Raw genomic sequence first — 14194 nt, forward strand, 5'->3', positions numbered from 1 at the left:
GGCCGAGAACTCGAAGGATCCGGGGACGGACACCTCGGGAATGGGCTCACTGCTGATTTCGGTCGTGACACTGAATGTTTCGGAATAAGGGGAATAAATAACCCTTTTCCACCGTTTTTGATAGGCCCGCACCCGATAGAAGTAGGTCTGCCCTTCGGAGAGATTCGCATCACTGCAACGGCAGAGAACTCCTTCGGTTCTCATGACCTCGGCGAATCCGCTGTTCGGGCTCTGGCTGCGCTCGATGGAATACCCACTCGCCGAATCGCTGAGGCTGAAGACCCAGTCAAGATCGACCTGGCCCGGGGAAACCTCTTTGGCCGCAACGGAGATAAAGTCCCCGGAATTGACTTTGAGCGGCGCTGCTGAGACTTGGGTGGAAAAAGCCAGGAAGACCCCCAGGCAGATCAGAAGGGAAAATATCATTTGCCCGCGGGAACGAAGGGGGGGTTGATAATCCATGCGACTACCTCCAGAGTGTTTTTTTCCGAGTTGTGTTTTGACTATTTTGTTTTCCATGTTTTTAAATCCTTAAAAGGCCAACAAGATCAAACTTAAGACACAAAAAATGCGTCCATCTTTTTGGCCGAAGATGAACGCATTTGCTACTATTGACGGAGGGAACCGTACAGCATGCGTTAACCTCTTCGGCAACCCGGCCATCCATGTTATGGACCCGTGGCTTTGCACCCCCAGATTTCTCTGGGTTCGCCTTTTTCCGAGGCTTACCTTTACGATAAATTAGACAGTCAAGGTTCCACTCATCATCCTTTCTTTCTTGGTGATCTTTAAATCAAACAATGCTTTGAAGTTGATAATTATTCAAACACAATCAATACGTTTATTACATGTCCACAATCTTCTTTGAGATCTCTTTGGTTAGATGTCTTCCTGATAGAGCATTTTGCGTGCCAAGCTTTTTTCGATTTTATTAACCTTGATCACCTACTGTCATTATTTTTGACCATAAACTTTTTCTTGCGCTTAAATGGTAGCAACCATTACCGTTTTACAAAAGGGCCACATACGCATCTTCTGACTAACGAATAATCCTTTGCCGACTGTGCATTTTTACAGTCGTTTACCCGGCTATTCGCTAGTTCCCCAAACAGCGACTGCTAATAAATTTTCACTACTCTTCGAATCCTTTCTCATACAACAAAAAAATTTGGATCATGTTGCCGGCTTTCAAAAACAAACATTTCAAAGACTTAAATGGAACCGTTCCATTCATCAAAGGTGATTCAAGATCGTTCAAAGCATATGAAGATTTGTCGATATTCATTTGCCCCCCTCCCTCCCCTACTGCTTGTTGACTTCCGGGTCAAACAAAAAGGCAGAGTTTCAAATCTTGGGACATCCCGAGAGTTCGCCCTCTTTCTCTGCGAATCCCTTACCCCGCCTCCCGATAAAGGAGGATGTCTTTTCCCTTGTGCAAAATCCGTGTCCAGTTTGCATAACTGGCCATTCCACAAGGGGAAACCCTCCCTCTAGGCCACGGACCATGCGTGTTCCATACCTTGGTTGGATAGACCTGTTTCCTTTTGGCGACAAAAGAAGGCACACACTCACGCTAAAAGACAGAAAGGCCCATCCGTCGGTGACGCAGATGACAGACAACACGAACAACCAAAAGTTCTATTGTCCGATTTCGCCTCGATTTGCCCTGCCTGGGAGCCCTGTTTCCGGGAGAGTTCGTGGGCGGAGGACCTTACCGCGCGACTTCTCGGAGATGTCGCATTTATACGACAGGGATCATTATCCGTGGGGTGGTGGACAGGCGCCCCGTGGGGACGCGGCCGATCCCAGGGAGACATTCGGAGCCCGTTAAGAGTCCGGAATTAGATGCAAAGTCCCCCTATTGGCTTTGAACATAAGGGGGAATGTTTACGAAACGGACGCACCTGCAGGAAAGATGTTTATCCCCCCATCGATCCCCGGACGTGAATCGGTCTGGGTTCTTCCTGAGTCCTGCCCCACTAAACAAAACCAACTTGACACAATATTCATTTTTCTATATATTCAGTTTTATCAAGCCACTGACAGGCCCCATACAAGGAGTCCGTGAAACATGACCACTTCTTCAGCCTCGATACAATTCCACCCCGGCCACTCCGGCAGAGCACTTCACAAATGGCTTTTGGCCCTGGTGATGGTGACCGTCATCGCCCTGGGTTGGAAATATCCCCTGCTCGGTTTTGCCGTCCCGGCAGCCATGGCCACGGGCATTGTCGGCGGGCTGTTCAGGGGCCGTTTCGTATGCGGGAACATCTGCCCCCGCGGCAGCTTCTTCGACACCTACTTCAACCTTGTCGGGAGCTCAAAGCCCGTGCCCCCCTTCCTGCAAAGCATGGGATTCCGCTGGTCTGCCCTGGCAGCCATGATGGGCTTCATGACCTGGCGCATCCTTCAGGACCCCGGCAGCCTCAGTCACTGGGGAAGCGTCTTCTGGTCCATATGCGCCATCACAACCGGCCTCGGCGTGGTTCTTGGCCTTGCATACCGCCCGCGCACCTGGTGCTCTTTCTGTCCGGTGGGGACGATGCAGAACGCCCTTGGGGGCCACAAGGATCCCCTCCGGATCGACGCCGGCTGCAAGTCCTGCCGCATCTGCGAAAAGAACTGCCCCATGGGGCTTTCCATCGCCGAGCACAAGGAGGCGGGCCAGATCCCTCACCGGGACTGCCTCAAGTGCTCCTCCTGCGAAACAACCTGCCCCGCCGGAGCCCTTTCCTGGGACAAGGCCGCCTGAGGTCCCTGGGACACCTCTCCTGAACGCAAAAAAGGCCGCCCGTAAAGGCGGCCTTTTTTGCGTTATCGGTGACTATTGCTGGTTCAGGGAAGGTCCGGCTCGTCGTCCACGGTCGGGTTGAGGACCGGGTCAGCCCCGGCGTAGGAAGAGCCTTCGCCCATGCTCCACTCGAACCAGGAACTGTCGAAGTTGCTGACCTGCGGGTAGCCCATCATGTAGCCGTAGAACCAGGCCAGGCTCGAGCGCCAGGCGGTGCCGCAGTAGAAGCTCAGGTGTTTGTCGGCCGTGATGCCCTGATCCGCCCAGAAGGCTTCGATATCGGCAGGGGCCTTGAGGGTGTTGTCGGCGTTGACGTAGTCTTCCATGCTCCAGGGGCCGCTGCCGGCCTTGCCCCAGACCGCGCCGGGAATGCGGCCGTCGGTGGGGATGTAGCCGTAGGGGGCGCTGGCGCCTGCATATTCATCTTCGGAGCGGATATCGACCATCAGGGCACCGGTGACGACCCCGTTTACGACATCACGAACATGAGAGATGTCGACCTTGTATTCCGGATGCAGGGCCGCCGAAGCGCCGAAATCGCTCACCGGGGTCCGGGCAACCGCCTCCGTCGATCCCTCATAACCGGCGCTCACCCAGGCATCGTAACCGCCCTCCATGAACCGGACATCGTCCACGCCGGCATAGATCAGTGTCCAGACCAGGCGGGCAACGGCCGAGGCGTCGGGGCCATAGACCACCACGGTTGTGTCCTTGTCGATCCCCATGTAGGCGATCCCGGGCAGCAGGTACTGGTCTGGATAGATATTCCACCAGTTCCGCGGCAGGGAATCGTCGGGGCCGAGCCCCTTGGCGGCGTCCTCTTCCACGGTGGTGCTGCGGTCCCAGCAGGCCGGTTCGCCGGCATCCACCGGCCAGTCGTTGCGGGCATTGAAGCAGTCGTATTCGATCTCGTCGGTGTTGACGTGAATGGCGCCGGGGATATGACCGTTGTTGTAGGAGTCGCCGGCAGGGCCCCAATTCACCTCTGCGATGACATAGGGCTTGCCGAAATTGTCGTTTTCAAGGAGGACTTCCTTGGTCCACCTGGCATCGACCAGGCGGCTGACATTCTCATAAGAGTCGGCGTCCCATTCGGGATGAACCCCGTAGGCGACGGACCGGCCGGAGGGGGCCTGAATCCAGCCGTCGGTGCTTCCCGGCAGGTCGGGGTCGGCCACATATGAGGGGTCCTCGATGTAGTTCGTGCTCCACCCTTCCCAGCCGTCCGAATAGTTGCGAACGTTTTCATACCCCATCAGGTAAGCGTAGAGAAAGCTCAGGCTCGATCGGTAGCCGCTGCCGCAGTAGAAAACCACCTCCTTGTCGAAGGTATCGTCGGCAGCCGCCGGTGCGATCCCCAGCCCCCGCCACATGTCGCGGACCTCGGAGAAGCTCCGAAGCGTTCCGTCGTCATCCAGGTATTCCCGGTCAGGATTGTCGGCATTAAAGGCGTAAACCGCCCCGGGGATGCGCCCCTTGTTGGCGACATAGCCGTAGCCGCTCACCTCCCCGGCATATTCCTCATAAGATCGGACGTCGGCGAAAATCGTATCCCCGGCATCGTAGCGGGCAGCCGCATCATCGGTGGTTGCGAGATATTCCGGGTGAACCGTGCCGGCGAAGGTTGCCGGAACCGGCTCGTTGATGGTCGTCTCCCCGTCGAATCCGGCGGACGTCCAGGCCTCGTAGCCGCCGTTCAACAACCGCACGTCCTCGACCCCTGCGTACTTGAGGATCCACCAGAGGCGGGCGGCGAAGATGGGGCTGCCGCTGTAGACGACCACCGTGGTGTCGGCCGTGATCCCCATGCTGCCGACGGCGGCCCGGAGTTCCTCGTCGGGGAGCATGAACCAGCGGGGGTAGCCGTTCTCGTAGGTGTCGGAGTTGGAGTGGATGGCCCCGGGAATGTGCCCCTTCAGGTAGGAGTCGTCCGCCCACCCCTGGGCCATGTCCTCGAAGCTGCCCCACTGGGTTTCGAAAATAAGGTATTTGCGATCCCGCTCGTAGGGGTAGTCTGCGGGGGCGTCGGCCGTGCTTCCGGGGGCATGATAATCGATCAGCCCCTTGACCCAGCCGGGGTGGACCAGCTCCGCATACTTTTCCATCTTGTCCATGGGGTAGGTCGCCGCGTCGGCCGCCGCCCAGTCCCACATGGAGGCGTCGTAGTTGGCCACCCGCTCGTAGCCCATCAGGCGCCCCAGGAAGTAGAAGAAGCCGCTGCGAATGCCGGCGGTGCAGTAGGCGACCACCTCCTTGTCGGCGGTGATGCCGCGGGATTCAAAGAGTGCCGTGAGGTCGGCGTAACCGAGAACGGTGTTGTCGTCGTTGTAATACCATTCGTAAGGAAGCTGGACGGCACCGGAGATATGCCCCCCGCGAGCCTCGCCGTAGAGGGTCCAACCGTTGTACTCGTCGTCGGTGCGGGTATCGACCGTGACGAAATCGGCGTCTCCGAGGCGGCTGTTGATATATTCCTTGTCCGGATTAACCGCCGGTTTAAGCGCGGCGGTGAAGACGGCAGGCTCCAAAACGTTGGCTGCCATTTCGGTCGGAAGGCCGTCGGCCTCCCACTTGTCCCAGCCGCCGTTGAGAATCTGCACATTGGTGCAACCCAGGAACTCGAGCATCCAGAAAATACGCCCGGCCGACCCCCAGGAGCTGACGGTGTCGTCGTAGATGACGATCCTGGCGTCCGTGGTCAGGCCCAAACCGCCGAGCTGCGCCTCCAAGTCGGCGACAGGCTTGAGAGTCGCCTTTTCCGGGGGATCGCTCCAGAGGGCAAAAATGCCCCACTCCGCGTTGATAGCGCCCGGAATGTGCCCGGCGGCATAAGCATCGGCGGAGCGGGTATCGATGATGATCGGGTCGCTGCTCTCCGCCAGGGTGGCGACACCACCGGCGGCACCTTCCAGCAGGTCTTCGGCCGACGCGAGCAATTGCGCATTGGGGAAGAGAGAAGTATCCCCGGTCTGGTCCGCTGTCGGGTTTTCAATGACCGGGGTGTCCTCGTCGGTCACCGGGGCTTTGCTGCTGCTGGAACTGCCGCACCCCCCCAGCCCAAGGGACAAAAACGCGGCCACCACAAAAAAGACCAAAAACCTGCCACTCCGTTTCATACACCAGCCTCCTGTAGAGAGATATCGGTAAAAAGCAGAGCCAGTTTGCCATTTCAACACATTAAATACCAATACAAAATATAGATACTTTCTTTTATAAATATCAGCTTTTTCGATAGTCAAAACCGTGCGCCCCTCTCAAAGGCCCTCCTCCTCGAAGAGATAGGCTCGGGGGTTCCACCCCTTGAGACGATCAAGCCCTGCGGGTCCAGAATCCCCGGCATGGCCTGCGACGTCGGCCCCGAGCACGAGCCATATTTTTTTGCTCCACTCGGCCCAGAACCCCGAAAGGCGCAGCCTTCCCTGGCCATCGCTAACGCCCCGAGCCAGGATGTGGCCCCAGGGCGGCCGGCCGGCATATCGGACGAGGGCATAGTCTGTGGCCGGGAGCAGCCGATGGGCATTCAGCACAAACCCGCCCTCCGCTTCGTCGAAGATCAGCCTTCCCCGCGCCCCGCCGGAAACCGCCTGCCAGGAGGCCGGGTCCTTCTGGAGCAGACTCAGGCGTCTCTCCCCTGCCTGCGCCGGCCCTGCAACCGCAAAAAACCCGAGGATGACGAGGAGCACAAGCCATTTCATCGATCGGACGAGAGCCGCTCCCACGCCTCGGTGCTCCCCTCGTAGTTCCGCCCCCCTTCCAGCCCCGACAGGCGATGGACGGTCCAGCCGTACCCGGAGCGGATGCCGCCGGTGCAGTAGAAGACCGCTGGACGGCCCGTCGGAACCCCTTTTTCCGCAAGGAGCGCCCGGTAGGCCCGCGGGGAGAGGGGACGGTTCTCTTTGCCGGTGAAGAGATCGGTCCAGGGGATATGAACCGCACCGGGGAGGTGTCCCTTGAACCACTCCCAGTACGAGCGGGTGTCGATCAGGGTGACCCCGTCCAAACCCTTTTCCAGATCCGCGGTGGAGATATTGAGGTCCTCCCGGAGCGTGACGCGGTAGGTCGCCGCCGGCCGCGCATCGCCCCCGGAGCCCTCCTCGAGGGAAAGCCCTGCGGCCTTCCACCCCTGGACGCCACCGTCCAGAAGGCGCACCGGTCCCCTGTGGCCGAGCCAGGCGAGGGTCCAGACGGCCCACCCCTCGCCCCCCCAGCTGGTGTCGGCATCGCCGTAGACGACGACCGGAGTCTTCTCGTCGATACCCATCTCTCCCAGCACCTTCGCCAGCTCGTGGGGATGCCAAATGCGATAGGGTACCCCCTCGCGGTCGGTTCTGGTATAGTCCTCCCAGCTGAAGGAGTGGGCCCCCGGCAGTCGCCCCTTGGTCCACTCGGCCCGGGGCCTGCCGTCGAGGATCGCCCAGCCCGCCGACTTCATCGCCAGATCGCCCGGCTCGATAAGCCCCAGGTCGTCCTCCGAAGCCGAAGCCTCGGTCGGCAACGACAGACAGGCCAGCCCCAGAAGCAGGAGGACGGTTGAAACAATGCCCTTGCAAAAGAACCTGGTGACCTGGGGTGTTCCTTTTCTCATCGCAACCTCCTACGGTTTTCTGGCCCTGCTGCCCGACCTGCGCCTGGCCATCCCCGAACTGCTCGGGGCAACGGCCTTAATCACCGTGCTGCTGGCCTGGGCCTGCAGGGCCGGCGAGGGGGGGCTCGTCAAATGGTCCCCCGCCATCATCCTCCTGCCGGCCCTGCTCTTTCGACTCTTCTTCGTCCTGCGGCCGCCGGAACTCTCCGACGATATCTTCCGCTATCTCTGGGACGGGCTCCACACCCTGCAGGGAGTCAACCCCTACGTGGCGGCCCCCGACCGGGTGCTCCCCGCAAGCGATGCCCTGCGGCAGTTGGCGTCCCGGGTCAATCACCCCTCGTTGGTGACCGTCTACCCCCCGGCGGCCCAGGCGGTCTTTGCCGCGGGTGCGTCCCTGGGGGGAAAGGTCCTTGGCCTGAAGGGGTTGCTCGTCGCCCTCGACCTAGCAAGCTGCGCCCTGATCCTGCGCCTGCTCGCCGCGCGGGGAAGAAACCTTGCATGGGGAGCCCTCTACGCCTGGCACCCTCTGCCGGTCCTGGAGATCGCCGGGTCGGGGCACATCGACGGGGCGGGGGTCTTCTTTTTGCTCCTCGCCCTCACCCTCCTCGCGGCCCCTCCCCGCCGGCTGTCATCCCGCCCGGGACTCGCGAGCCTCGCCGCCGGGGCAAGCTTTGCCGGAGCGATCCTTTCCAAGCTCTTTCCCCTTGTCTTTCTCCCGGCCGCACTCCTTTTTGCAGGGAAAAAGGACAGGGCTTCATTCTTGCTCGGCCTCTTCGCGGCAGGAGGTCTGCTCTGCCTCCCCTTCTGGCCCGAGATGCTCAACGCCCTGGGAACATTGGAAGCCTACGCCCGGCACTGGGAGTTTTCGGGTTTCGTCTACCGCACCCTGTCCGCCCTATCCGGCTCGGGGCTGGTCGCCAGACTGATCATCGCCCTGCTCTTCGGGGGGGTCTGGTTCCTGGCCCATGGGCGGCTCCGGAAACGCCCGGCAGAGGCCCGGGCGCCATTCAAGACCCTGTACGCCGTCACCCTGGCCTTTCTGCTCCTCACCCCCACCCTGCACCCCTGGTACGCCCTCTACTTGGCGGCGCTCCTCCCCTTTGCCGCGGAGCCGGCAGGAATCATTCTGTCCTGGGCCGTGCTGCTCGCCTACCGGGTGCTTGCTCCCTACGCCATCCTCGGGGAGTGGATCGAAAGCGACCTCTGGGCTCTGCTGATCTTCGCCGCCCCGGTGGTTGCCCTTGCCCTTCGCAGAGGGAACAGGAGAAAAAACCATCAAGGACAAACACCCTGAAGTCCTTTCTCACGCCCGTTCGCATTCGCTCACTCAAGCCGCAAAGCCGCAATTAAAAAACCATTGGGACCCGATTTTTTAGACCTTCTTGGCGTCTTGTCGGCTTTACGTGGGCAGATTTGGTGTTGCCCCCAATCGTCATTTTCGTTCGTTGTCCCTGGATTCAGGTGCATATCCAAATCGATGTTTTGGTCTTTGCGCCTTTCTCTGCATCTCGGGGCCTCTGCGTTGAAAAGCTAATGTTCTTCGCAGGTTTTAGCGGGAGACCGAGTTCCAGCGCCGCCAGAGAAGGACCGCCTGCCCTTTTTTCTCCTGGCAGGCCTCGCGGCCGATGACCCAGAGAATCTTGAAACCGGCGCTGACCACCCCCCTGACGGTCCCGCTGATCTGGGAGCGCCCCGCCACCCTGGGGCGGTAGGGAGAGGGGATTTGCCGGATCCGCAGCCTTCGCTGCACGGCCTTGATCTGCATCTCCACCGTCCAGCCGAAGTCGCGATCCCGCATATGCAGGCGCTCCAGGTCCGCCCAATTCATGGCTCGCATGGGACCGAGATCCCCGTATCCGTAGCCCCAGACCAGGCGGATCAGCCGGGTCGCCAGCCAGTTGCCGAAACGCTGCTGGGGAGTCAGGGCGCGGATTTCGGTGGGGACCCGGTTGGCCAGGGCGAAGTCGGCCCGCCCCGAAACGAGGGGCCGGAGGAGGCCTTCCAGAGTCGCGAGGTCGTCGCTGCCGTCGGCGTCGGCAAAGACCAAGATATCGGGGGGATTTTCCCGCAAGGCCGCCAATCCGGCCAGACACGCCTGGCCGTAACCCGGAACCGGCTCGGCTACCACTTCTGCACCGAACCGGCGGGCCACCGCCGCCGTCCCGTCGTCGGAGCCGTTGTCGACCACCATCACCCGGTCGGTCCAGGCCGGGACGGCCGCCAGCACCGCAGGCAGAGAGAGGGCCTCGTTGCGGGCGGGTATCAGCAGGGCGATGTTTTTTCCTGAATGCATCTTGTCCCGCCAAGATCGAAAGCGACCGGAAAGCTGTCGTTCTTTAACGCAGAGACGCTGAGAAGCAGAGAGGGGCAGACCTGGAAAAATTCGATTCTATTAGGTCAAATCATTTCTTTGCGCCTTGCCGTGCCCCTTTGCGTCTTTGCGTTAAATCTTGTTATCGGTCTCTGAGAAAGTAGGCGCCCCAGTTGCACTGGACAGCCACCTAGGGCTGATAGGTGAGCGCCAGGGTGTAGGTCGTTCCGTCCAGGGCTGATTCTCCGGAAATGGCCGGAGCGTAGCCGGCTTCCAGGCTCCACCGGGGGGTCACCTTGAAGCCGGTGGCCAGATAGAGTTTGACCAAGTCAAACTCGTTCGGATTGTTGCGATTGCTGCTGAATCCGCCGCCGTTGTTCATCCCCTTGATCCCGTCGAGTTTGGCCCGCCCGTACAGAGACTTGGAAAAATCGGTCCCGACCTCGACCAGGTAGCGCAGTTCATCGGCCGGGGCCTCAGCCCGCCAGCGGTAGCCGATTTCAACGCCGCAGTAGCCGGGAAAAAGGGCCCACAGCGACTGGCCGTACAGCAGCCGGAGTTCGCCGTCGTATTGGCCGTTACCCAGGGGCACCCCCGTCCCGCCTTCCGGGCTCTCATCGTAGGCCCCCGGAATTTTAACCAGTCCCTGGGCGGCGACCGCCCCCCCGGACCAATTGGCCACCCCGTACTTCAGGCCCAGTTCGACATCCCCGATGCCCTTGGTACTCTTGATGACCGCGTTGTCTTCCTGTTCGATGTCCTTATAGTAAAGGGAAGCAATGGCCGTAAGACGATTGAAGACTCCGTACTCAACGTAGTAGTTGCCGTTGACTTCGGTGAATTCGCCATTGAAGTTCAGGGCCTTCCCATTGCCATCCCCATCGAATTCTTCGTCGGCAAAAAAGTAGTTCACGGCAAACCGGTTGTAGGCCTTGCCTCGCTCCAGGGTCCAGGCGCCGGCAAAACAGTTGCCGGCCAGCGACAAGAATAGCAGGCAAAACAAGCTGACATAAATTGCATGTCTCACGGCACGTCCTTTCTCTAAATCCGTTTATCCAGGAATCTTCCTGAACAGCATCTGCCACGACTGAGATCCCCCGAGTCAACGAACGCGTCAACATCGGAGAAGCCGTTTCAATGTGCGCCCTTTCTATCCCAGAAGATCCTTTAAGTCCAATAGAATTATTCGATAACAAAACCCATATCAATGCGAAATCACAATGGAATATATTCTGGACCCTGAACCGAACATTATGCTAAAGATATGCGCCATGCTATCCCTCAGCCCACAATTTATGGCCACCGCCCATTTCCTGGCCCTCGGGAGCCTGGCCCTCTACGGCCTGCACCGGCTCTGGCTCCTGGCCTGCTTGCGCCGCCTTCGCCGCACCCCTCTGTCCCCCCCGGGGGCCCTGCAAGGCGATGACGTTCCCCGGGTCACGGTGCAGCTCCCCCTTTACAACGAACGATTCGTTGCCGGGCGCCTGGTCGATGCCGCGGCGAAACTCGACTGGCCGAAAGACAGGTTGGAGATTCAGGTTCTGGACGACTCCGGCGACGACACCGGCCAGATCGTTGACGAGCGGGCCTTTCACTGGAAGCGGCGGGGGGTCGACATCAGAGTCTTCCGCCGCGCCGGCCGCGAGGGATTCAAGGCGGGAGCCCTGGCCCACGGCCTCGCCAAAACCGATAGCGAACTGGTGGCCGTCTTCGACGCCGACTTCGTCCCCCCGGCGGACTTTCTGCGCCGGACCGTCTCCCATTTCAGTGATCCCGAAGTCGGCATGGTCCAGGCCCGCTGGGGCTTTCTCAACGCCGGTCACTCCTGGCTGACCCGCATCCAGGCCCTCCTCCTTGGGCCTCACTTCCGCATCGAGCACCAGGTGCGATTCCGGCGCGGGCTCTTTTTCAATTTCAACGGCACGGCGGGGATCTGGCGCCGCCGGGCCATCGAGGAGGCAGGCGGGTGGCAGGCGGACACGGTCACCGAGGACCTGGACCTGAGCTACCGCGCCCAACTGGCCGGCTGGCGATTCGTCTACCGGGACGACGTGGTCGTCCCTTCGGAGCTGCCCGTGACCCTTGCCGCCTTCCGCAGCCAGCAACAGCGCTGGGCCAAGGGATCTGTCCAGACGGCGCGGAAGATCCTGCCCCGCATCCTCTTCTCGTCTCAACCGCCGGCCGTCAAGCTCGAGGCGGCCGCCCACCTGTTGGCCAACTTCGGATGGCTCCTGGGCGCCGCCGTCACCCTGACCCTCTACCCCACCCTCCTCTGGCGCACCGGGGTCGGCCCCTACGAGCTGCTGCGCCTCGACCTCCCCCTCTTTCTCGGAGCGACCGGCGCCATCCTCCTCTACTTCGCCCACCACGCCCTGGCCCAGGAGGGGCGCAAGGGGCTGCTCTGGCTCCCCCTCCTCCCCGTCCTGACCCTGGGCCTCGCCCCCAGCCTCGCCCTGGCGGTCCTTCAGGGGACCTTCCGCCGGGGAGGCGTTTTCGAGCGAACCCCCAAGTTCGGCCTCACAGGACGAGGAACCCTCCCCGGCCTCGCGGCCCTCTACCGGCAAAAGGCCCTGTCCTACATCCTGCTCAACGGCGCCCTGCTGGCCTACCTCCTGCTCCCCCTGCTCTTCGCCTGGCAACGAGAGACCTGGATCGCCCTCCCTTTCCTTGCCCTCTTTCCCGTCGGCTTCGGCCTTGTTCTTTCCCGGGATTTTGTAGAGTCCCTGCAAGGGATACGATAATATGCCTTACGGCCTCGTTCGTCCCGACTTCGCGACACAGCCCCTATACGCCATGGAGGGATCACCATGACCAGAGAGGAAATTCTCGATTTCACCCGCCAGCACCCCGTCTTCCAGCTCGCCACCGTCGAGGGGGGCGCTCCCCGCGTACGCAGCATCATGACCGCCATCAACGACGGGAGGGGACTCTTCTTCTGCACCGGCAGGCTCAAGGACATGAACCGCCAGTTGCAAAACAATCCGCAGGTGGAATTGTGCTTCTTCGACCCGGAGAGCAACGTCCAGGTGCGAATCGAGGGGGAGGTGGAAGAGATGGCGGAGCAGGGGCTGAAGGAGGAGATCGTGGAGAAATTCGCCTTCCTCAGGCCGATGGTCGACCAGGCGGGCTGGGGCGCGTTGTCCGTCTACCGGCTCGCCCGGGGAGTGGCCAATTGCTGGACCATGGAGACCAACTTCGCCCCCAAGGAATTCGTCGAGATTTTCTAGCGCTACGCGATGCAGGCCATCCTGAACCGGTTTCGGATTCCAACGGCAGAGGGACGAGAGGAAAACGAAGAGGCGCCGGGAACAATCCGGCGCCTCTTTGCATCAGTCCTGATTCTCTTGTGAGAATTTCACGGGAGGGTCGTCTCGTCATGTCCTCACGACCTCGACCATGTACCCGTCGGGATCGGCCAGGAAGTAGAACCGGGCCTCCCCGCCGGCCAGCCCCTTGAGGGGCTTGGGGTCGAGGCCCATCTCCTGGTGACGCCGGTGGGAGCCTTCGAGGTCCTTGACGCCGACGGCCAGGTGGGAATAGCCGTTGCCCATTTCGTAGGGTTTTTCCTGGTCGTGGTTCCAGGTCAGTTCCAGCTCGAAGCCGCCCCCCGGGGCCCTCAGGTAGGAGAGGGTGAACTTGTGCTCGGGAAAATCGAGCCGCCGGGCGATTTCGAACCCGAAGGCCTCCTGGTAGAACTTTTCGGATTTCTCCAGGTCCATGACCCGGATGCAGGAGTGGATCATCTTGTATTCCATCGCTTAAGCCTCCTTGTGATGTGATGCGCCAAGTCTATCCCCCCGGGGCCGAAAGGCCAAGTCCCTTGTTGCGGTTTCGCCGCTGCCGTCCTTGCGGTAGTTGAAAACGAAAAGGCCGCCGGCATCAGCGCCGGCGGCCTTTCGATATTCCGTTGTGTTGGTTTGGGGAGTAGCGTTAGGGGCTGGTATGTAAATTAAAAACGCTCCCTGTAGGTTCCAACATTAAAATCTGTATTGTGTCCCCCGAACACCCTGTTTCTTCCAAAAGTACAAATTTCAAGAACGTCCCCTCTGCACCCCCTACCTTTTACCCTTTCGCGAAAAAAGATAAGCAATGATCAGCAAAGGATATACGAAAAGGGCTTCAGTGAATTTTCCCTGGAAAAGAGCGAATGTACTGAACAGCAAACCAACGATTATTAGGACTATCAGCAGTATTGCAATCGGACGGTTCATGTTTTTTCTCGTTTAGATAATCTCGAATTTAAAATCGGGGTGAAAACCTGCCCATTTTATTACCGCAGATTATAAAATAAATCCAGTCTTGTTTTTGTCGTTTCCATCCCTTAATTACGTAATTGCATGAACTCTCAGGGAACACCCCGAAGGGGAAATGGGGAGTGTCCCTGTTTTTCAAGGTTTTTGCAGTATTGAAGGCCTTGTATCTTGACAACCCTGCTACCTTTTAAGGGTTGTCAGCGAGGTCAGCCCTTTTCGAAAGCCTGTGTCATGAGCACTGGGGTCAGGGT

At 59.9% G+C, this 14194-nt stretch carries 11 protein-coding genes and 1 riboswitch; of the genes, 4 read left to right on the forward strand and 7 right to left on the reverse strand.

Translation table 11 applies throughout. The annotated features are described in order from the left end of the window. The coding region (locus C0617_RS02785) for a fibronectin type III domain-containing protein (protein ID WP_291315498.1) at window positions 1–519 on the reverse strand (519 nt) is incomplete at its 3' end. Between the two features lie 127 nt (window positions 520–646). Beyond that, a riboswitch (cyclic di-GMP riboswitch) is annotated at window positions 647–723 on the reverse strand. A gap of 1348 nt (window positions 724–2071) precedes the next feature. Here C0617_RS02785 and C0617_RS02790 point away from each other — a divergent pair. After that, a complete protein-coding gene (locus C0617_RS02790) occupies window positions 2072–2752 on the forward strand; it encodes a 4Fe-4S binding protein (RefSeq protein ID WP_291315499.1) in 681 nt (226 codons plus the stop codon). Window positions 2753–2835: 83 nt separating this feature from the next. Here the strand turns inward: C0617_RS02790 and C0617_RS02795 are convergent, their stop codons facing one another. From C0617_RS02795 to C0617_RS02805, 3 genes are all read right to left on the reverse strand, one after another. Then, on the reverse strand, window positions 2836–5907 hold the full coding sequence (locus C0617_RS02795) for a rhodanese-like domain-containing protein (RefSeq protein WP_291315500.1): 3072 nt from the start codon (window positions 5905–5907) through the stop codon (window positions 2836–2838). Window positions 5908–6045: 138 nt separating this feature from the next. Continuing rightward, window positions 6046–6486 (reverse strand): hypothetical protein, encoded by a 441-nt coding sequence (locus C0617_RS02800; protein ID WP_291315501.1) that lies wholly within the window; start codon window positions 6484–6486, stop codon window positions 6046–6048. Next, window positions 6483–7376: a rhodanese-like domain-containing protein gene (locus C0617_RS02805; protein WP_291315502.1), complete on the reverse strand. Its 894-nt coding sequence runs from the start codon at window positions 7374–7376 to the stop codon at window positions 6483–6485. The genes C0617_RS02800 and C0617_RS02805 overlap by 4 nt, the downstream gene beginning before the upstream one ends. Here C0617_RS02805 and C0617_RS02810 point away from each other — a divergent pair. Next, window positions 7330–8673: a hypothetical protein gene (locus C0617_RS02810; RefSeq protein ID WP_291315503.1), complete on the forward strand. Its 1344-nt coding sequence runs from the start codon at window positions 7330–7332 to the stop codon at window positions 8671–8673. The two genes, C0617_RS02805 and C0617_RS02810, sit on opposite strands and share 47 nt — an antisense overlap. A 255-nt stretch (window positions 8674–8928) precedes the next feature. Here the strand turns inward: C0617_RS02810 and C0617_RS02815 are convergent, their stop codons facing one another. Beyond that, window positions 8929–9672 carry a glycosyltransferase family 2 protein gene (locus C0617_RS02815; protein ID WP_291315504.1) on the reverse strand — a complete coding sequence of 248 codons (744 nt, stop codon included), beginning with the start codon at window positions 9670–9672 and terminating at the stop codon, window positions 8929–8931. A gap of 208 nt (window positions 9673–9880) precedes the next feature. Further along, window positions 9881–10717 carry a hypothetical protein gene (locus C0617_RS02820; protein ID WP_291315505.1) on the reverse strand — a complete coding sequence of 279 codons (837 nt, stop codon included), beginning with the start codon at window positions 10715–10717 and terminating at the stop codon, window positions 9881–9883. Between the two features lie 244 nt (window positions 10718–10961). Here C0617_RS02820 and C0617_RS02825 point away from each other — a divergent pair, with 244 nt between their 5' ends. Together C0617_RS02825 and C0617_RS02830 are read left to right on the forward strand one after the other, a co-directional pair. Next, a complete protein-coding gene (locus C0617_RS02825; protein ID WP_291315506.1) occupies window positions 10962–12431 on the forward strand; it encodes a cellulose synthase family protein in 1470 nt (489 codons plus the stop codon). Window positions 12432–12497: 66 nt separating this feature from the next. Continuing rightward, on the forward strand, window positions 12498–12917 hold the full coding sequence (locus tag C0617_RS02830; protein WP_291315507.1) for a pyridoxamine 5'-phosphate oxidase family protein: 420 nt from the start codon (window positions 12498–12500) through the stop codon (window positions 12915–12917). A 147-nt stretch (window positions 12918–13064) separates the two neighbouring features. Here C0617_RS02830 and C0617_RS02835 read toward each other — a convergent pair whose 3' ends face one another. Continuing rightward, a complete protein-coding gene (locus C0617_RS02835) occupies window positions 13065–13445 on the reverse strand; it encodes a VOC family protein (RefSeq protein ID WP_291315508.1) in 381 nt (126 codons plus the stop codon). Window positions 13446–14194 lie beyond the last annotated feature (749 nt).

The organism is Desulfuromonas sp., assembly GCF_002868845.1.
Lineage (GTDB): Bacteria > Desulfobacterota > Desulfuromonadia > Desulfuromonadales > BM501 > BM501.